15 protein-coding genes are annotated in these 19287 nt (G+C 53.6%); 9 read left to right on the top strand and 6 right to left on the bottom strand.

Annotation, left to right across the window (positions count from 1 at the left end):
* Positions 1-23: 23 nt before the first annotated feature.
* From A0W33_RS02900 to A0W33_RS02875, 6 genes are all read right to left on the bottom strand, one after another.
* Positions 24-1490 (bottom strand): M56 family metallopeptidase, encoded by a 1467-nt coding sequence (locus A0W33_RS02900; protein WP_068836776.1) that lies wholly within the window; start codon positions 1488-1490, stop codon positions 24-26.
* Positions 1474-1866 (bottom strand): BlaI/MecI/CopY family transcriptional regulator, encoded by a 393-nt coding sequence (locus A0W33_RS02895; protein WP_068839893.1) that lies wholly within the window; start codon positions 1864-1866, stop codon positions 1474-1476. Before A0W33_RS02895 ends, A0W33_RS02900 begins: the two co-directional genes overlap by 17 nt.
* 147 nt (positions 1867-2013) lie before the next feature.
* Positions 2014-3387 carry a RagB/SusD family nutrient uptake outer membrane protein gene (locus tag A0W33_RS02890; RefSeq protein ID WP_068836775.1) on the bottom strand — a complete coding sequence of 458 codons (1374 nt, stop codon included), beginning with the start codon at positions 3385-3387 and terminating at the stop codon, positions 2014-2016.
* 14 nt (positions 3388-3401) lie between these two features.
* Positions 3402-6506 (bottom strand): SusC/RagA family TonB-linked outer membrane protein, encoded by a 3105-nt coding sequence (locus A0W33_RS02885; protein ID WP_068836774.1) that lies wholly within the window; start codon positions 6504-6506, stop codon positions 3402-3404.
* 344 nt (positions 6507-6850) lie between these two features.
* Complete coding sequence (locus A0W33_RS02880; RefSeq protein ID WP_068836773.1) at positions 6851-7438, bottom strand: phosphoglycerate mutase family protein; 588 nt, start codon at positions 7436-7438, stop codon at positions 6851-6853.
* A 60-nt stretch (positions 7439-7498) separates the two neighbouring features.
* Entirely contained in the window at positions 7499-8101 is a 603-nt protein-coding gene (locus tag A0W33_RS02875; RefSeq protein WP_068836772.1) for a GNAT family N-acetyltransferase, read from the bottom strand.
* A gap of 347 nt (positions 8102-8448) precedes the next feature.
* Here A0W33_RS02875 and A0W33_RS02870 point away from each other — a divergent pair, with 347 nt between their 5' ends.
* The 9 genes from A0W33_RS02870 (at position 8449) to A0W33_RS02830 (ending at position 19138) form a co-directional block, all read left to right on the top strand.
* Positions 8449-9126, top strand: coding sequence for an SDR family oxidoreductase (locus A0W33_RS02870; RefSeq protein WP_172798079.1), 678 nt, complete (start codon positions 8449-8451; stop codon positions 9124-9126).
* A 64-nt stretch (positions 9127-9190) separates the two neighbouring features.
* A complete protein-coding gene (locus A0W33_RS02865; RefSeq protein ID WP_068836770.1) occupies positions 9191-10309 on the top strand; it encodes an NAD-dependent epimerase/dehydratase family protein in 1119 nt (372 codons plus the stop codon).
* Between the two features lie 25 nt (positions 10310-10334).
* Positions 10335-12413, top strand: a complete 2079-nt coding sequence (locus A0W33_RS02860; protein ID WP_244888613.1) for an SDR family NAD(P)-dependent oxidoreductase — start codon at positions 10335-10337, stop codon at positions 12411-12413.
* A 3-nt stretch (positions 12414-12416) separates the two neighbouring features.
* Positions 12417-13427 (top strand): MDR/zinc-dependent alcohol dehydrogenase-like family protein, encoded by a 1011-nt coding sequence (locus A0W33_RS02855; RefSeq protein ID WP_068836769.1) that lies wholly within the window; start codon positions 12417-12419, stop codon positions 13425-13427.
* 2 nt (positions 13428-13429) lie between these two features.
* Complete coding sequence (locus A0W33_RS02850) at positions 13430-14473, top strand: Gfo/Idh/MocA family protein (RefSeq protein ID WP_068836768.1); 1044 nt, start codon at positions 13430-13432, stop codon at positions 14471-14473.
* A gap of 35 nt (positions 14474-14508) precedes the next feature.
* Positions 14509-15579 (top strand): glycosyltransferase, encoded by a 1071-nt coding sequence (locus A0W33_RS02845; protein WP_068836767.1) that lies wholly within the window; start codon positions 14509-14511, stop codon positions 15577-15579.
* 256 nt (positions 15580-15835) lie between these two features.
* Complete coding sequence (locus tag A0W33_RS02840; RefSeq protein ID WP_068836766.1) at positions 15836-16978, top strand: CgeB family protein; 1143 nt, start codon at positions 15836-15838, stop codon at positions 16976-16978.
* A complete protein-coding gene (locus tag A0W33_RS02835; RefSeq protein WP_068836765.1) occupies positions 16968-18074 on the top strand; it encodes a CgeB family protein in 1107 nt (368 codons plus the stop codon). The genes A0W33_RS02840 and A0W33_RS02835 overlap by 11 nt, the downstream gene beginning before the upstream one ends.
* A complete protein-coding gene (locus A0W33_RS02830) occupies positions 18071-19138 on the top strand; it encodes a CgeB family protein (protein WP_068836764.1) in 1068 nt (355 codons plus the stop codon). The genes A0W33_RS02835 and A0W33_RS02830 overlap by 4 nt, the downstream gene beginning before the upstream one ends.
* Positions 19139-19287 lie beyond the last annotated feature (149 nt).

The following is a 19287-nucleotide window of genomic DNA, read 5'->3' as shown; positions in this document are numbered from 1 at the left end:
TATTTGGCTAGTTTAAGTATGATTTATTTGATGGCGAACCGGACTGGCAAAGTATAGCGAACCGGAACCACCTTCCCGTTTTGCCTGCCCGCCTGCCATTTGCCGTCCATGAGTTTCACCACGCGGAGTGCCTCTTCATCAGTGTCCGCGCTAAGCTTCTTTACAATTTGGAAATCACTCAGGCGGCCGTTCTGGCCCACCACGAAGCTCAGCACCACCAGGCCTTCCACCCCGGCTTGCTGTGCCCCTAGCGGATAACGGATATTCTTCGCCAGGAAGCGCAGCATCTCGCCTTCGCCCCCATTGAAGGTGGGCATCTGCTCCACGTACGTGTAAGGTTTCACCTCCAGCAGGTTATGTATGTTGTCGTCTTCGGGCTTATTTTCCTGAACCGGCACCTCCGCTGTCTTTTCCTCCTCCAGCACTGGCTCCTCCACCGTTTTGTCCGGTGCTGGCGCAGCCGGTTTAGCCTCAGCTTTTGATGGAGGCGTTTCCGCTGCAGGGGCCAGCATGGCAACCTGCTCCTTCGGCTGCCCCTTATCAGGCAAGTTGCTTACTGGCAGTGCTGCCTGAACCGGTGGGGTAAAAGGGTTTGCAACGCCGGTAACCACCTGCTGCCCGGTAAGCGAGAACAGCAGCACAACAAGAAGCGGCAGCGTGAGCAGCGGCTTGCCCCAGCCCGGTTTACGGCCAAACTGCTGTAGCATGTGCAAACGCTTCAGTACCTGCGGCTTGGTGAAATGGCTGCCCACCGGCAGTCCCATACTCAGCAGCGCCTCCCGCGAGAGCAGCGAAGTATACTTCTGCGCCTGAAAACACGCCACCACGGTGGCATCGGCCTGGTACTCGTGCACATCACGCAGTTCCTGCTTCATCAGCCAAACGGCCGGGTGAAACCACAGCAGCGCCGTCAGCACCTCGTAAAACAGCACATCCCAGGTATGGCCGAAGCGCACATGCGCCAGTTCGTGCGCCAGCACCTGCTCTTGCTCTGCCGCATTCAGGTTATCCCGCTGACTGATGAAGACGCTCCTGCCAAAGGCAAAGCTGGGGTAGGAGCCCGATAGTTGATATACCTGCGCCTCGCCGGCAGCCATGGCAGGTGCAGCCATTTTCTTTACCTGCCTTAATTGCCACAGCTGCCGCACCAGGTTGCCGAGCACCAGCAGAATACCTATACTATAGATACAAGTAAGTATAGCAGGCCATGAGAGTGAAACTAAGGCTGCTTCTGTTGCCTTAGGGCGAAAGGCCGTTACCGTTACCTCCTGCAGCTGAATGGCTTGCAGCGCCTGAGTTACGGCTGCCTCGGGAGCCATAAAAGCGGGCCAGCTTAACAAAGGCAGCAGCAGGGCGAGGGGAGGAGCGAGCAGCAGGTACAGGCGGTTAAACCTGAAGTTGTTCTGGCCCCGCAGCAGGGCGAAGTAGAAGAGGTACAGCACCAGTATCCCGATACCGGCTTTGAGTGCGTAGTTAAGAATTGCTTCCATCGGTTTCCTCGTTTTGGTCCAGGTCTTGTTTTACATGGCGCATCAGCTCGTCCAGCTCCTTCACATCCAGGTTGTTATCTTTGGCAAAGAAAGAGACCAGCCGCTCAAAAGAGCCGCCGAAGTAGCCGCTCATAAAGTTCTTCAGGAAAAAGCTTTTATACTTGTCCTGCGCCACCAGCGGGTGGTACTTGTGTGATTTTCCGAAGGCCTCGTGCCCTACAAACCCTTTGGTTTCCAGAATGCGCACTATCGTGGAGACAGTATTGTAGGCGGGCTTCGGTTCAGGCAGTTCTTCCAGAATGTCCTTCACAAAAGCCTGTTCCAGCTTCCAGAGCACCTGCATGATTTCCTCTTCGGCTTTCGTCAGTTCCTTCATCATAAGTATAAGCGGCTGTAGTTCAGTATCTAAATGTATAACTATTTACTTAGTTTTACAACTAATTGTTTAGTTTATTTTGAAAAGGATATAAAAAAACGGCTCCCGCATCTGCAGAAGCCGTTTTTTATGCTGTGAAAATAGAGGTTAGTACCCAGGGTTCTTCACCAGGCTAGGGTTTAGCTCCAGTTCCTGCAGCGGAATAGGCCACAGGTTTCGGTAAGCTGCCCCGGTTGCCTCGCAGAAGCCAATTTCCTCACACGTTCTGTTGTAGCGCTTCAGGTCCATAAAACGCAGGCCTTCGCCAACAAACTCCAGGCGGCGTTGCTCCAGAATCTCGTTCAGGGCTGCCGAATTCGTTAACGTTAGCAGGCGGCTCAACCCGGCTCTTGTCCTGATTTGGTTGATGTCGGAAAGTACCTGAGGTGCGGCCAGTCCGGTCAGTGTGCCTTGGCGGGCTAGTGCCTCTGCACGGATGAGGTACATCTCAGCCAGGCGCAGCACGATCACGTCGTCAGAGTTGTTCACGTCGTCCTCATACTTGAGCAACTTCAGGTTGCCCTGGCCTACGGCTTGCGCTGTGGCTGCAAAGCGCTCGTCACCTCTTGCTCCAGATTCCTGCAGCGCGTCAAACAGGTCCTGGCGCACCACGAACTTCTGTCCAGGGGTGCTCAGGTTTGTAGCGCTGCCCAGGCCGTTCTGATCGTTGGTGGTGTACTCAATGCTGAAGATAATCTCGTTGTTGCTTTCCAGCAGGAAAACGTCCTCAAAGTCGCTTACCAGGTTGTACTGGCCGCTTTCTATCACTTCGGTCGCTTTGGCGGCAGCTTGGGCGTTGTTGCCCTGCTGCAGGTATACGCGTGCCAACAGGGCAGATGCAGCCAGGCCAGAGGCTGTGGTCGGTGTGCCTGTTTCAGGTGGAAGCAATGCTTCTGCCTGCTGCAGGTCGCTGATGATAGACTGGTATACCTCCTCCTGGCTGGAGCGGGCCTTAAAGTCAATGTCAGTCAGGTCCCGTACAGCTGTAAGCTCCAGCGGAACCCCGCCAAACACCTTCACCAAATCAAAGTATGCCAAACCTCGCAGGAAATACATCTGACCCAGAATAAGGTCTGCGTCTTCCTGTGCAACCACATCGTTGGCCACCAATTCGTTGGCTTGCTCTATTACCGTGTTGGCTCTGTTAATCACCAGGTAAATGCTCGCCCACGTCTCCGCGATCTGCAGGTTAGACTGGTTGATGTTACGGTTTGATACTTCCCTATCGGTACTGAAAGTACCAGCATGGGCCAGGTTGTCAGCATACACATCCTGGTAAACCAGGTAACGCAATCCGTAGTAATCTGTAGGCTGTAGGGCACTGTAGGCGCCGTAGGCGGCCCTCTCCAGGGAAGTCAGGTCATTAACGGCCGTCTCACCCGGAATCTCGGTGGTTGGGTCTACGTCCAATGCATCTTCGCAACTGCTGAGGGTAAACATACCCAGGGCCACCGCTGCTATTATATATTTATACTTTCTCATGATTCTCTAAGCAATTATAGTCCTAAGTTAATGCCAACAGTGAAGGTTCTTGACTGCGGTATCGTGTAAAAATCAACACCCAGGGTAGTGTTTGAAGTACCGGCGTAGTTTACTTCCGGGTCAAATCCAGGGTAGTCGGTGAAAGTGAACAGGTTCTGGGCCTGTGCATACAGGCGCACATTGCGCAGGCTGTAACGCTCAACGAAAGTTTTAGGAAGGCTGTAACCCAATACCACGTTCTTCACACGCATGTAAGAGCCATCGTACACAAAGCGCGACTGGTTGCCACGGTTGTTCTGGTTCTCATCCAGGTAAGTAGCGCGTGGCACATCGGTCACGTCACCCGGCTGTCTCCATCTGTCCAGCACGTCGGCTACCATGTTGTCATCGTAAGCGCCCAGGTGCATCTGGTACTCACGGGCAGGGTTGGCAATCTCGTTGCCGTAAGAGAACTGCATAAACACGCTAAGGTCGAAACCGCCATAACGGAAGGTGTTGGTGAAACCACCCACTACATCTGGCTGGGCATTTCCTATAATAGTCAGGTCTTCGTCTGTGATAATGTTGTCACCGTTCAGGTCACGGAAATTCACGTCACCGGCCTGTGTGTCCAGGTTGCCGTCTCCGTCTCTGTCCACAGCTCTTTCGGCTGGCACTTCATCCTGTGTGCTGAAGATACCGTCTGAAATAAAGCCGTAGAATGTTCCGATAGGCTCGCCTTCGCGCAGCAGGAGAGAGTTGCCTCCAAAGCCGTAGAAAATATCCTGGCCTTCATACAGCTCAGTCACCTCGTTTTTGTTGTGCGAGATGTTGAAGTCTGTTGTCCAGTTAAAGCCATTGCCTGGATTTGTGATGTTCACCGTGTTCAGGGCAAACTCAACACCAGTGTTTTTGGTGCCACCCACGTTAAACTGCACAGAGCTGAAACCACTCTGCGAAGGAAGCGGGCGGGCGAACAGCAGGTCGTCAGTGTTTTTGATATAATAATCGAAGGCAAGGTTGATACGGCCGTTCAGGAAGCCAATATCGGTACCCACGTTAAACTGCTTTGTCTCTTCCCACTTCAGGTCAGGGTTAGCCAGCTGTGTCTGGGCAAGGCCCGGTCTGTCCAAGTAGTTGCTTCCGCCGGAGTACAGCCCCAGGAACCTGAAATCTCCAAACGCCTGGTTACCCGTTACGCCGTAAGAGGCGCGCAGCTTCAGTTCGCTTAGCAGGTTAATGTCTGACATAAAGCTTTCCTCCAGCACTCTCCATCCTGCAGAAACAGAAGGGAAGTAACCGAAGCGGTTGTTCTCCCCGAAACGGCTGGAACCATCGGCACGGAAGTTAACGCCCAACAGGTATTTATCCATGTAGGAGTAGTTCACACGTCCGAAGAAGGAAACCAGGGAAGACTCCACTTCAGAGTTGCTGCCGGCATTCACAATGGCGGCGCTGGATACGTAGCGGAACTGCTCACCGGCAAAGCCCTCGCCCGTTACACTGGCTGACTTGATTAGGTTGTTCTCGTTGCTGGCTCCTATCACCGATGATACGTTGTGCGCATCGTTGTAAAGCTTGTTGTAGGACAAAGTTGCCTCCAGCAAGCGCTTTGTCACGGTGGTGGTGGCATTTACGGCCTGTCCGCCCTGCGGCTCATAGAAAGAACCCGGGAAGCTGGCCGGGCTGTAGCGTCTCTCCTCCACGTTCAGGGCGTCATAACCGCCGCGCACCTGGAAGTCAAGACCTGGCGTAATCATATACTTAGCCGTGATGTTACCCAAGGCACGCAGGTTCACCGTCTCATCGTCGTTCTCTGTTCCTTCTGCCACCGGGTTGGTGTAGTAGAAGTTAGGGTAGGAGTACTCAGTGCCTTCCGCGTTTGTGAAAACAGGGAAAAGAGGCGATGCTGCCAGGGCGTTCGCAAACGGACCAGTGATGGTGTTGTCGCTTATGATACGGTTGTTGTCTGAGCGGCTTAGCTGTACACTTGCACCGAAAGAGAACTTATCGTTTGCCTGGTGGTCCAGGTTAAGGCGTGTAGAATAGCGCTGGTAGCGGCTGCCGATTACCACACCCTCCTGATCAAAGTAGTTACCGGATACGTAGTAGCGGGTCTTCTCATCGCCGCCGCTCACAGAAAGCTCGTAGTTCTTGATAGAAGCATCGCGCGTAATCCGGTCCATCCAATCTGTGTCGGCCGGTTCAAAGTCCTCTCCGTAGTAAAAGTCCAGGAAATCTGCTGGGGTGTACTGCTCGCCCTCAGGCAACGGCGACAAAAAGCCGTCGTTCACAAACGCTTCCATCATGATGTTGGTATACTCCTGTGCATTCAGCAGATCAGGCTCCTTCCAGAAGCTCTGAGTACCGGCATAAGCGTTCAGGTTTACCTGTGTCTTGTTGGCAGAGCCACGCTTTGTCGTGATGATCACCACACCGTTTGCTGCACGAGAACCATAGATAGCCGCGGCGGAAGCGTCCTTTAGAATGTCAATAGAGGCAATGTCGTTCGGGTTGATGTCAGAGACCGCATTCACAGACTGGCCACCGTAGCCAAGCTGGGAAAAGTCGCCGGTAGTAAGCGGAACGCCGTCTACCACGTAAAGCGGCTGGTTGCTGGCAGAGATGGATGTAGCGCCACGCACACGCACTGTGATACCGCCGCCTGGCGTACCAGAGTTCTGCGATATCTGCACACCGGCAGCACGGCCCTGTATCGCCTGGTCCACACCTACGATCGGTAGGTTGGCTACGTCTTCAGAGGTAACCTGGGCGGTGGCACCCGTTAACTCGCGGCGCTCCTGGGTACCGTAACCTACCACCACTACTTCTTCCAATAGTTTCTGGTCGGTTGCCAGTTGCACGTTTACAGTTGAACGGCCGTCTACCGGAACCTGCTGGGTGGTCATGCCTATAAAGCGGAACACCAGCGTGGCGTTAGGGCGCACGCTCAGTTGGTATTCGCCGTTAGCGCCCGTAGTGACGCCGTTGGTAGTGCCTTGCTCCAGCACCGTTACTCCTGGCAGTGCTGATCCGTCCGCGGCAGAGGTAACCCTACCCGAAACGGCTTGAGTCTGAGCCCACGCGCTGGAAAGCACCGCGAAGATCATCAGAAAACTCAGTAGTACATTTTTCTTCATAATGAGTTTTGTTAAATAATAGATCGGTAAAAAATAGAAGTCGGTAACCTGCTTAACAGGCTGTTTTAATAGCAGCGTTCGGTAATTCTCATAGGACGCCGAAATGCAATTTATGTAGGATTGGCACTAAATGCAAAGTTGTATGCATGGCTACCTTTCTTTAGAAGTGCTAACATGCACTGTCGTAGGGTCTTAAATAATTACATAACAAAAAGTATAATTTTTTGTTAGCAAGATTTTTTAGTGTGCTGCTCAGGCAGCAGACATTATTAAGTACATAGAGTTGTACGGTTACATTTTGCGTTGATACTTATACAGCAGTTTCAGGGTTGATGTTGCACCTTTTAACCTTTCCTGTGGAGTACGTGAACTGCCAGAAAATCATTTCCCCCCTTTATACCTGTCTGCCAACCCATCCGGCGCAGCTCGCGGCGTATGAACCCGTTGAGCAGGCCATGTGCCACCAATACAGTTGTCTGGTGCGCTGCGGCATCCTGGGCTAGTATGTCCGCAGCCTGGCGGGCGCGGGCGCGGGCTTCCCTGAACGTTTCGATGCCCTGGCTGTTCAGGCCCATAAACCAAAGCAGGCGAGCGCTTAGCAACCACACCTTTATAGGGAGGCGCACCAGCGGCAGGGAGAAGATGCGGCGCTCGAACTCCCGGAAAACAGGTTCCTGCACCAGCGCTACCTCCTCCCCGAAAATAGCACGGGCTGTGAGTTGGGAACGGACGAGGGTGCTGCAGTACACTTTCTTTATTTGCCGGTAGGGGATGGCCTCGTGCTGCAGCACGAATTCCTCCACCTGAGCCGTGTCGTAGTCCGAGATATAGGTACTGGCGTCGGAGGCGCTAAAAAGCCCTTTGCGCGAAACAGTGGGCCGTGCGTGCCGGATAAGGAAAATCTGCTGAAGCTTAGCGGTGTCTGTAGCCAAAGTTGGAGATAGCTTATTTGATTTTCCTCCAGTATACGCAAGTGGCCGCCTGGGTTTCTCCTAGTCTGGCGCCTGGGCAGCGTAGAGGTCACCGAACACGCGCGCCTTTATACTTGGCCACTCCGGCAGCAGGATACTATAATAGATCGTGTCGCGGCGGCGGCCGTCGTGCATCTGGGTATGGCTGCGCAGCACGCCTTCCTCGGTTGCGCCGATCTTAAGCATGGCGCTGCGGGAACGCTTGTTCAGGACGTCGGTCTTCAGCTCTACCCGCTCCATCCCCAGTTCTTCAAAGGCGTGGCGCAGCAGCAGGAATTTGCAATGGCGGTTCAGCCCGGTGCTACGGTGTTCGCGGCTAAGCCATGTCCAGCCAATTTCCAGGCGCTTATCGACTGCAGAGATGTTACCATAGCTGGTGCTGCCAGCAAGTTTGCCGCTTGCCTTGTCGATGATCATGAACGTATAACGGGTGCCGGCGGCATGGCCCTGCTCCACAATTTGCGCCCAGGCCTGCAGTTCCTGCACATTACTGATGCGGGTGGGCATAAAGCGCCAAATCTCCTCCTCAAACACAATAGTACGTAGCTGTTCCAGGTCAGAGGGCTGATAGCGCCGGAGCAGGACCCGCTCGTTCTCAAGCTGCTGGTTTATACTTGATTTCATCCTAAGCGCTTACGTGTGAAGTAATTTTTTATTTAATACATCCATATCACCTTTTTAAGGATCCTGCTCTACCCACAGCTATGCTACTGTTCGGGTGTTGGCGAGAACCGGCGAAGCTCGTTCTATACTTGAGACCGCACTTAACAGAATGGCAATGGTTGGTGCAAGTATAAAATTAAATTGAGTGGTAAAACATAGATTAGATGAGTTTTATATAGCAATCCAGCAGCATCTACAACCCTAACAGCCTGTCCTACGTTCTATCTAACAATTTATTTATAGGCAAATTTCTATAAAAGGATAAGATTATAGTCGAAGGCGTGCAAGAGTTGGTAGGTAGAAAAGCTTTGATCAGTGGAGGAGGCTCTGGCATCGGCAGTGCTGTTGCGGAGAAGCTCGCTGCTGCCCAGGTGATTACCGCCATTGCCGACCTGCACGCACCGGAACAATCGCGAAAGAGCACCCACTTCTTTACCTGCGATGTGACGGATGCCTCAGCCATTGACGGTCTCTTTACGGACGTACAGCAACAGGTAGGGTCACCCGACATCCTGGTTTGCAGCGCCGGCCTGGGCGTACACGAAAAATTGACGGAGGGCGACCCCGATAAGTGGCAGCACGTGATCAACACCAACCTGATGGGCACGCTGCGCCTGATACGTGCCTTTGTCCCGGCCATGCTGGAGGCAGGGTATGGGGATGTGGTCATCGTGTCGTCTGTTTCGGCAGGGCAGGCCTACCCCTACGGCGGCGTGTACGCGGCAACCAAAACGGCGCTTGAGATTGTGGCAGAGACGCTGCGGCACGAAGTGCTGCCCACCATCCGGGTAACGGTAGTTGCCCCTGGTGTTACCGATACTGCCTTTTTTAAGAATACCCTCTCCGGTTCCCAGACAGCCGAGAGCATAGGCTACGGCGCCTTAACAGCCGGCCAGGTGGCAGATGCCGTGCTTTTTGCGCTGATGCAGCCACCCGGAGTATCCATTAACCACATCACCCTTCGGCCAACGGCCCAAGGGTTCTAGCTTCAGCACCCGGAAGCGTTTTTTTATTCATCAAACCAAACATCATTACATTAAACAGACAACTATGAAGAACAGAGTATTAATAACCGGAGGTGCTGGTTTTATCGGTTCGCACCTGGCCGATGAACTGCTGCAGCAGGGCTATGCCGTGAGAGCGCTGGACAACCTAAGCGAGCAGGTGCACGGCAAAGACTGCACACGCCCGGAATACCTGCACGAGGATGTGGAGTTGATGATAGGGGATGTGCGCAACCCGGAGGATGTGGCGCGTGCGCTGGAAGGCGTTAATTATGTGTTCCACTTTGCAGCCATGGTGGGCGTAGGCCAAAGCATGTATGAGCTGCGGGAGTACACGGATGTGAATAACATCGGCACCACGGTACTGCTGGAGGCGCTGATCAAGAACCCTGTGAAAAAGCTGGTGGTAGCCAGCAGCATGAGCATTTACGGCGAAGGCCTGTACAAAGCACCGAACGGCGAACTATCCATTGCGCAGGAGCGCCCGCTGGAGCAACTTAAGGCCGCTGATTGGGAACTGTATAATGAAAAGGGCGAGAAACTGGAGCCTGTTCCCACCTCTGAATCCAAAATGCCGTCTTTGTCCTCGGTTTACGCACTTTCTAAGTATGACCAGGAGCGCCTTTGCCTGATGGTGGGCCGTGCCTACAACATCCCAACTGTGGCGATGCGCTTCTTTAACGTGTATGGCACCCGTCAGTCACTTTCTAACCCGTACACCGGGGTGCTGGCCATCTTTGCTTCGCGTCTTTTAAATAACAATTCTCCCATGATTTTCGAAGACGGTTACCAACAGCGCGACTTTGTGCACGTACGCGATGTAGCGTTGGCTTGCCGACTGGCCATGGAGAAAGACGAGGCCACGGGCAAAGTGTTTAACGTGGGCAGCGGCAACAACTACACCATCCGGGAGATTGGCGAACGGCTGGCCGCCGTGATGGGCAAAACAGATCTGACGCCCGAAATTACAGGCAAGTACAGAGTGGGTGATATCCGCCATTGCTATGCCGATATTTCGCTGGCTAAAGAAGTACTGGGTTTCTATCCTCAGGTAGAGTTCAACGCCGGGTTGGAAGAGCTGGCAAACTGGCTGGAAGGCCAGATCGCGTACGACCGCGTAAACGAAGCCAGTGCCGAACTGGCCGCCCGTGGATTAACGGTATAAGCACCCGTTCGTTTACATCAACCAAATGGATTTGAAAGACATGAATATTGAAGACAAAGATACAACTAACAGCGTCTCGCTTCCTGTGGTGGGCATGGTAGAGTGGTTTCGGCCGGGTGAGTATACGCATGTGCAGGAAACACTTGCCGACCTGAAGGAACTGGGCGTGACAGAGCTGCGCACCGGTGTGTCCTGGGCCGACTACTACACGCCGGAGGGCAAGGGCTGGTACGATTGGCTGATTCCCACGCTGGCCAAGGAGGTAAACATACTTCCCTGCTTCCTGTACACGCCACCCAGTATAGCGGAAAGGCCGCGCACCTCCTCCCCACCGAAAGACAAAAAGGCCTACGCCGATTTCCTGGATATATTCATTGCCGCCCACGGGCAGCACTTTGAATGGGTGGAGCTGTGGAACGAGCCGAACAACACCGTAGAGTATGATTTTACGCACGACTACGGCTGGTTTAAGTTTGCCGAAATGATTGGCGGTGCTGCGTACTGGTGCAAAAAGTTGGGTAAGAAAACCCTGCTGGGCGGCATGAGCCCGGTAGACCCAAATTGGCTGCAAACCATGTACGACCGGGGCGTGATGCAGTATATCGATGCTGTGGGCATCCACGGATTTCCGCACGTGTTCGACCAGATGTGGGACGGATGGGACGACACGATCCGATCGGTGCGCGAGGTGATGGAGCGCAACAACTGCACGGCAGAACTTTGGATTACCGAAGCAGGTTTTTCTACCTGGCAGCACGACGAGTACAAGCAGTTGCAGGAGTTTAAGCTAGCCTTGCAGGCGGATGCCACGCGGGTTTACTGGTACGCAGTAAAGGACCTGGATGCAAGTTTGCCGACTGTGGCGGGCTTTCACCTGGACGACCGCGAGTACCATTTTGGGTTAAGAAGATCTGACGGTACTACCAAGCTGCTGTACAGGCTTTGGGCAAAGCACGGCCTTAAAAAGCTAAGTGAGCTAAGCTACATCAAACGTACCGTGGAGGACAGCAGCGAGCCTTACGCCCTGATAACCGGTGGAGCTGGTTTTGTGGGTACCAATCTGGCCAAGCGCCTGCTGGAGCAGGGCAAGCGGGTGATGGTATTCGATAGCCTCGGCCGCGACGGTGTGGAGCAGAACCTGCACTGGCTGCACGAGACCTACGGCGATAAGTTGGAGGTGTACGTGGGCGATATTCGTGACCTGCAGTCGGTGCGCAAAGTGATGAAGCGGGCTGAACAGGTATTTCACTTTGCTGCACAGGTAGCCGTGACCACTTCGCTTGACCTGCCGATCAACGATTTCGAGATAAACGCCCGCGGTATCATCAACGTGCTGGAGGCGATACGGGAGCAGGACAATCCACCGCCGATGGTGTTCACTTCTACCAACAAAGTATACGGTGGGCTGGAGGACCTGAAGTTTATCTCTAACGGCTCACGCTACTATCCGGAAAACGAGGTGATCAAGAAAAACGGCATCTCAGAAAAGCGCCACCTTGATTTTCACAGCCCTTACGGTTGCTCGAAAGGCGCCGCCGATCAGTACGTGATCGACTATGCCCGCACGTATAACCTGCCGATGACGGTGTTCCGCATGAGCTGTATCTACGGTCCGCATCAGTACGGAAACGAAGACCAAGGCTGGGTGGCACACTTCGCTATCAAAGCCATTCAGGACGAGAACATAAACATCTATGGCGACGGCAAGCAGGTGCGCGACATCCTCTTTGTGGAGGATCTGGTGGATGCCTTTATACTTGCACAGGAGCACATGGATACCATTACCGGGCAAGCCTTCAACATTGGCGGCGGACCGGAAAACACGGTCAGCCTGCTGGAACTGCTCAAGACCATCGGCCATTACCGTGGCGAAGAAATTCCGCTCAAGTTTGGCCCATGGCGCCCGGGCGATCAGCATTATTATGTGTCTGATACACGCAAGTTTCAGAAGGCAACAGGCTGGTATCCGAAGCACAACGTGCAGGAGGGTGTGGCCAAACTCTATCAGTGGCTGTGCGAAAACCGCGGCTACGAAGTGCCTGCCATACTTCAGACCGTACTGGAACCAGAAGAAGAACCTGTTAAAAAAGTAGCTGTAGCTTAATCCATGCAAGACACGCTAACAAAAGACAACAATGTGGTAGCTGACACCCTGACTACCACCATGAAAGCCGCTGTGATCACGGCTCCAAAGAAAGTAGAAGTACAGGAAGCTGCTTTGCCCGAGCCACAAGCCGGGCAGGTGCGCCTTCAACTGCAGGGCTGTGGCCTGTGCGCCTCTAACATTCCTGTATGGGAGGGGCGCGAGTGGTTCAACTATCCGGTAACTGCTGGAAACCCGGGCCACGAGGGCTGGGGTGTAGTGGATGCTATAGGAGAAGGCGTGGCCAACGTAGCGGTTGGTGACCGTGTGGCAGCGCTCTCTTACAACGCCTATGCCCAGTATGATTTGGCGGATGCCGACAAGGTGGTGAAACTGCCGGAGGCTTTGGCCGACAAGCCATTTCCGGGTGAGCCGCTTGGCTGCGCCATGAACATCTTCAAGCGCAGTGAGATAAAAGCCGGACAAACCGTAGCCATACTTGGTATCGGGTTTCTGGGGGCATTGCTGGTGCAACTTGCTAAAAATGCAGGCGCAAGGGTGATAGCCATATCGCAACGGGAGTTCTCTTTGGAGGTAGCGAAGGAGTGTGGGGCTGATGAAATCATCGCCATGGATGACCACTACAAAATCATCGAAAAAGTTAAGGAACTGACCAACGGAAACTTTTGCGAGCGCGTAATAGAGTGCACCGGTAAAGAATGGCCGCTGAACCTGGCAGGGGAGCTGTCGGCAGAGCGCGGCAGGCTGATCATCGCTGGCTTCCATCAGGATGGCATGCGGCAGGTAAACGTACAACTCTGGAACTGGCGCGGGCTGGATGTGATCAACGCCCATGAGCGCGACCCTCAAATGTACATAGAAGGTATAAAAGCAGCTGTTTCGGCCGTAGAAGAGGGCGTAATCAACCCGGATAAACTCTACACGCACACCTACACTTTAGATAACATAGATAACGCATTCGATAACCTGACAAACCGCCCCGACGGTTTTGTGAAAGCCCTTATAACCTATTAGCTATGCAGGAAACCTTACTCGATAAAGAGCAAACAAAAGCAGCTTCTTCTTCTTCCGGATCTAAGCCAAAACTTGGTTTCCTGGGGGTTGGCTGGATAGGCCGCAACCGTATGGAGGTAATTGCCAGGCACGAGGCCGGGGAGGTGTTGTACATTGCCGATACCACCGAACAGAATGCTGAAGAGGCGCTGAAAAGTGCGCCGGAAGCAAAGCAAGTAGGCTCGCTGGAAAGTATGCTGCGCAAGCCGGAGGTAGACGGAATCGTGATTGCCACGCCAAGCGCCTTCCATGCCGAGCAGAGTGAGCTGGCGCTAAGAGCCGGAAAGGCTGTCTTCTGCCAAAAGCCACTGGGCCGCAACAAAGAAGAGACAAAACGTGTGGTAGAGGCCGCCCGCAGCCAGAATAAGCTCCTGGGGGTAGACCTGTCATACCGCTTCACAGAAGCGATGCAGCAAGTACACAAAGTAGTGCAGAGCGGCGAGCTGGGGCAAATCTATGCTATTGAGCTGGTGTTCCACAATGCCTATGGACCGGATAAAGCCTGGTTCTACGAACCTAAGCTTTCGGGAGGCGGCTGTGTGATCGACCTTGGTGTGCACCTGGTAGACCTGGCGATGTGGTCGATGAATTTCCCGAAGGTGAAGCACGTGCAAAGTCACTTGTTCTCCAAAGGAAAGCCGATTAACATGGCAGATGGCAAAGTAGAGGATTATGCCGCTGCTAACATCGAACTGGATGGCAACACGCATATGCAGCTAAGCTGCTCGTGGAACCTGCCGGCTGGCCAGGAAGCTATCATCAGCGCCACCTTCTATGGCACCAACGGCGGTGTCGCCTTTAAAAACGTGAACGGATCTTTCTACGACTTTGTAGCAGAACGCTACTACGGCACCAAAACTGAGCAGCTATGTACGCCACCGGATGATTGGATGGGACGTGCTGGCGTAGCTTGGGCAGAACGGGTAGCCAGGGGAGAGGGCTTCAGTGAAGAGGCAGATGAATTTGTGAAAGTAGCAGAAGTTTTAGACAAGATATACGGGAGATAAAAAACATGGAAGCGCATCATCCTTCAAAGATTTTAATGACAGCAGACACCGTAGGTGGTGTTTGGAATTACACACTGGAGCTGGTAAGAGCGCTGGCGCCTTTCAAAACGGAAGTAGCCCTGGCCACCATGGGCGCGCCGCTAAGCGAGGAGCAGCGCAGGCAGGCTGACGACATCGACAACCTAACCATTTACGAAAGCACTTATAAACTGGAGTGGATGGAGAATGCCTGGGAAGACGTAGAGGAGGCAGGCCAGTGGCTGCTGAAACTCAAGGATGAGGTGCAGCCGGACCTGGTGCATTTAAACGGCATGGTGCACGGCGCGCTGGATTTCGGGGTGCCGAAGCTGGTGGTGGTGCACTCGTGCGTACTCTCGTGGTGGAAAGCCGTGAAGGATGAGGAAGCTCCGAAAGAGTGGAATAAGTATAAGGAGATGGTGACCAATGGTTTGCAATCTGCTAACATGGTGGTGGCGCCAACACAGGCGATGCTGCACCAGGCAGAGCAGCTGTACGGACCCTTCCAGCACAGCTCCGTCGTTTACAACGGCCGCGGGCAGCACGGTTTCCAGTTCGGTAAGAAGGAGCCGTTTGTGTTCAGCATGGGCCGTGTCTGGGATGAGGCAAAGAACATCTCGATGCTCGCGCACATTGCCTCTGACCTGCAGTGGCCGGTGTACATCGCTGGCGATGCCAAGCATCCTGCCACGGGCAAAGAAGTAGAACTGGAGAATGTGCACTTCCTGGGGCAACTCTCGGAGAAGGAAGTATCGGACTTGCTATCAAGAGCATCTATCTATGCCCTGCCTGCCAAGTATGAGCCATTCGGGTTGACGATCCTGGAAGCGGCTATGTCGGGTTGCGCGTTGGTAGTGGGTAAAACAGATAGCCAGGCGGAGATTTGGGGCAATGCTGCCAAGTATGTCGATCCCAACAACGCCGATGAACTACGCGACACCATCAACAACCTGATTGAGGACGAATTTGCCCGCAACATCATGGCCATGCGCGCCATTAAACGCTCACACGGCTACACCGCCGACCCGATGGGCCAGGACTACGATCACATCTACCGTCAGCTGCTGAAGCAGGCGGTTACGGTGTAATTGGTGAATGAGCGATTGAGTGAATATCAATTTTGAATAATTGACTTTTGAATAACTGAATCTCTTTCCTGTCATCTTGTAAAGGTCTTGGGTGCAAAGCGCAAAGGCAATTTCTACTTGCGGGGGTAGGGGCCCTCTTTTAACAAGATCCTTCCAGGATGACAAAAGGGAGAAGGACCAAGTATAAAATTCACTCAATCACTCATCCACTCATTCAAAATTAAAATTCAATCACTCAGTCATTCAAAATTCAACTATGAACATCACCCTTTTCTACCACTCCATACTTTCTGACTGGAACCATGGCAATGCGCATTTTCTGCGTGGCGTGGTGCGGGAACTGGAGGAGCGTGGGCACCAGGTGCAGGTGTACGAGCCGGAAAACGGCTGGAGCTTACAAAACCTGGTGGAAGGCTACGGAAGAGAGAAGCTGGACGAGCTACAGGAGTATTATCCTAACATCAAAACCAATTTCTATACTTTAGAAAGTATAAACCTCGACGCTGTACTCGAAGATGCTGACCTGGTGCTGGTGCACGAGTGGAGCGAGCACGAGCTGGTGAAGCGCGTGGGGGAACATCGGGCAAACGGCGGCAAGTATAAACTGCTGTTCCACGATACCCACCACCGCGCTGTAACAGAGCGCGAAAGCATGGCCAAGTACGACCTGACGCATTACGACGGTGTGCTGGCGTTCGGGCAGGTAATCCGCGATTTATACTTGCAGGAAGGCTGGACCCAGAAAGCCTGGACCTGGCATGAGGCTGCCGATACTTCTGTTTTCTATCCGCACGAGCGAAAAGAATTGGAGGGTGACCTCATCTGGATAGGAAACTGGGGGGATGAAGAGCGTACGGCAGAGCTGCACGAGTTCCTGATTAACCCGGTGAAAGAGCTGGGCCTGAAAGCCAAAATATACGGCGTGCGTTACCCGGACCATGCGCGCAAATCGCTGGCCGAGGCCGGAATAGAGTATGGCGGCTGGTTGCCGAACTACAAAGCAGCCGAAGAGTTTGCCAAGTATAAAGTAACCGTGCACGTGCCCCGCCGACCTTACGTGGAGGCGCTGCCGGGTATCCCGACTATCCGTCCGTTTGAAGCCTTGGCCTGCGGCATTCCACTGATTTCCTCGCCTTGGGATGATGCCGAAAACCTATTCACACCGGGAGAGGATTTTCTGGTGGCCCGCAACGGCGAGGAGATGAAAGAGCAGCTGAAAAGCATCCTGAACAATCCATTCAAAGCAAAGGAGGTGGCCGAGCATGGTTTAGCTACCATTAAGAGCCGTCATACCTGTGCCCACCGTGTAAATGAGTTGGAGAAAGTATGTGAGGAACTGGGCATTGATACTTCAAAAATCTATCTCACCCAAAAAGAACAAGTGCTGCATGAAAAATAAGAAACTCAACATCGCCTTTTTCGGCTCCAGCCTGGTGTCTGCTTATTGGAACGGTGCAGCTACCTACTATAGAGGCATTATCAGATCCTTGAGTGAGCGCGGCCATCAGGTGACTTTCTACGAGCCAGACGCCTACCAGCGCCAGGAAAACCGCGACATGGACGACCCGGACTGGGCTAAAGTGGTGGTATACGAAGCTACCGAAGAGGCCGCTCACAAATGTTTGGAAGCCGCTGCCGAAGCCGATATAGTTGTAAAAGCCAGCGGTGTAGGAGTGTTTGATGAACTGCTGGAGCGTGAGGTGCTGCAGCTTCAGACAGACGAGCGCCTGGTGGTGTTCTGGGATGTGGATGCGCCCGCTACACTAGACCGTGTGCACAACGACCCGAAAGATCAGTTTCTGCAACTCATCCCACAATACGACATGGTGCTGACCTACGGCGGTGGCGACCCAGTGGTGAATGCCTACCAAGCCCTGGGTGCGAAAAAATGCGTGCCGATTTATAACGCTTTAGATACGGCTACACACTATCCGGTAGAACCAGACGCTCGTTTTGCTTGCGATCTGGCATTCCTGGGCAATCGATTGCCCGACCGTGAGGCGCGTGTGGATGAATTCTTTTTGAAGCCTGCTGCGCTGGAGCTGAACAAGACCTTTATGATCGGGGGCAGCGGCTGGGGCGACAAGCAGATGACCGACAACGTGAAGTATGTCGGGCACGTTTATACAAAAGACCACAACGCCTTTAACTGCACGCCAAAAGCGGTGCTCAACATCAGCCGCGAAAGTATGGCCCGCTATGGCTTCTCGCCTGCCACGCGTGTATTTGAAGCGGCAGGTGCCGGTGCCTGCATCATCACCGATTACTGGGAAGGGATCGACTTCTTCTTTGAGCCAGACAAGGAAATCCTGGTGGCAAAAGACGGGGGCGAGGTAGCCGCCATCATGGCTGATCTGACGGAGGAACGTGCAAAAGCAATAGGCGAAGCCGCCTACAAAAAAGTACTGTCCGCACACACCTACAGCCACCGTGCGGAGCAACTCGAAACGCTTTTGTACACAAAAGTGAAACAGACAAAAGAAGCATTGGCATGAACATCGTAATTCTGGGATTATCCATCACATCAAGCTGGGGCAATGGCCACGCCACCACCTTCAGAGGTTTAGTCAGAGAACTGAACAATCAGGGCCACGAGGTGCTTTTCCTGGAGCGGGATGTGCCCTGGTACGCCAACCAGCGAGACCTGCCGCACCCTGAGTACTGCCAGACCGAACTTTATGCTTCCCTGGATGATCTGCAGCAGCGCTTCACCGAGCAGGTGCGCGAAGCGGACATGGTAATCGTGGGCTCGTATGTGCCGGAGGGCGTGCCGGTAGGGAAGTGGGTAATCAAATCAGCCCGCGGCATCAAAGCCTTCTACGACATCGACACACCGGTAACACTTGCCAAACTGGAGCGCAAAGATTACGAGTACCTGCACCCGGACCTCATCCCGAAGTATGATTTGTACTTGTCGTTTACCGGTGGCCCGACGCTGGGTTTGCTGGAGCAGAAGTATGGCTCACCAAAGGCAAGGCCCCTGTACTGCTCCGTAGACCCCGAGCTATACTACCCTGAACTGGTGGAGTGCCAGTGGGACTTAGGCTACCTCGGCACCTACTCCGACGACCGCCAGCCGCCGCTCGAGAAACTGATGCTGGATGCCGCACGCGAATGGAAAACCGGCCGCTTTGTGGTGGCGGGGCCGCAGTACCCGGAAAGTATAGATTGGCCTGCCAATGTGCAGCACATCCACCATTTGCCGCCAGCCGAGCATCGAAAGTTCTACAACAGCCAGCGCTTCACCCAAAATATTACGCGTGCTGATATGATCAAGGCAGGTTATGCGCCAAGTGTGCGTTTGTTCGAAGCGGCTGCCTGCGCCACACCGATTATCTCAGATTACTGGGACGGCCTAGACACCTTTTTTGACTTTGAGACGGAGATCCTTGTTTCTTACTCGGCCAAAGATACCCTGCACTACCTGCGCGAGATATGCCGGTCGGAGCGCAAACTGATTGGCGAACGGGCTCGCCGGAAGGTGCTGAGCCACCACACTGCCGCGCACCGTGCGCAGGAACTGGTAAGCTATGCCGAGGAGCTGATGTCGGTGGCTTAGGCAAAGCAACCGGCCTTATTACATAAGGGATCAGAAATCCCTTTGCTCTTTCAGCGCCGCAACGCAGTGCAGAAAGAGCAAAGGGATTTTTTTTCGGTTGCTGTTACTGAATAGGGAAAAGTGTATATTTAGGTGTATAACCAAACCTA

This window comes from Pontibacter akesuensis, from assembly GCF_001611675.1.
Classification (GTDB): Bacteria; Bacteroidota; Bacteroidia; order Cytophagales; family Hymenobacteraceae; genus Pontibacter; species Pontibacter akesuensis.
Note: the sequence above shows the minus strand (reverse complement) of the source record. Positions and strands in the feature narration are given on the sequence as shown.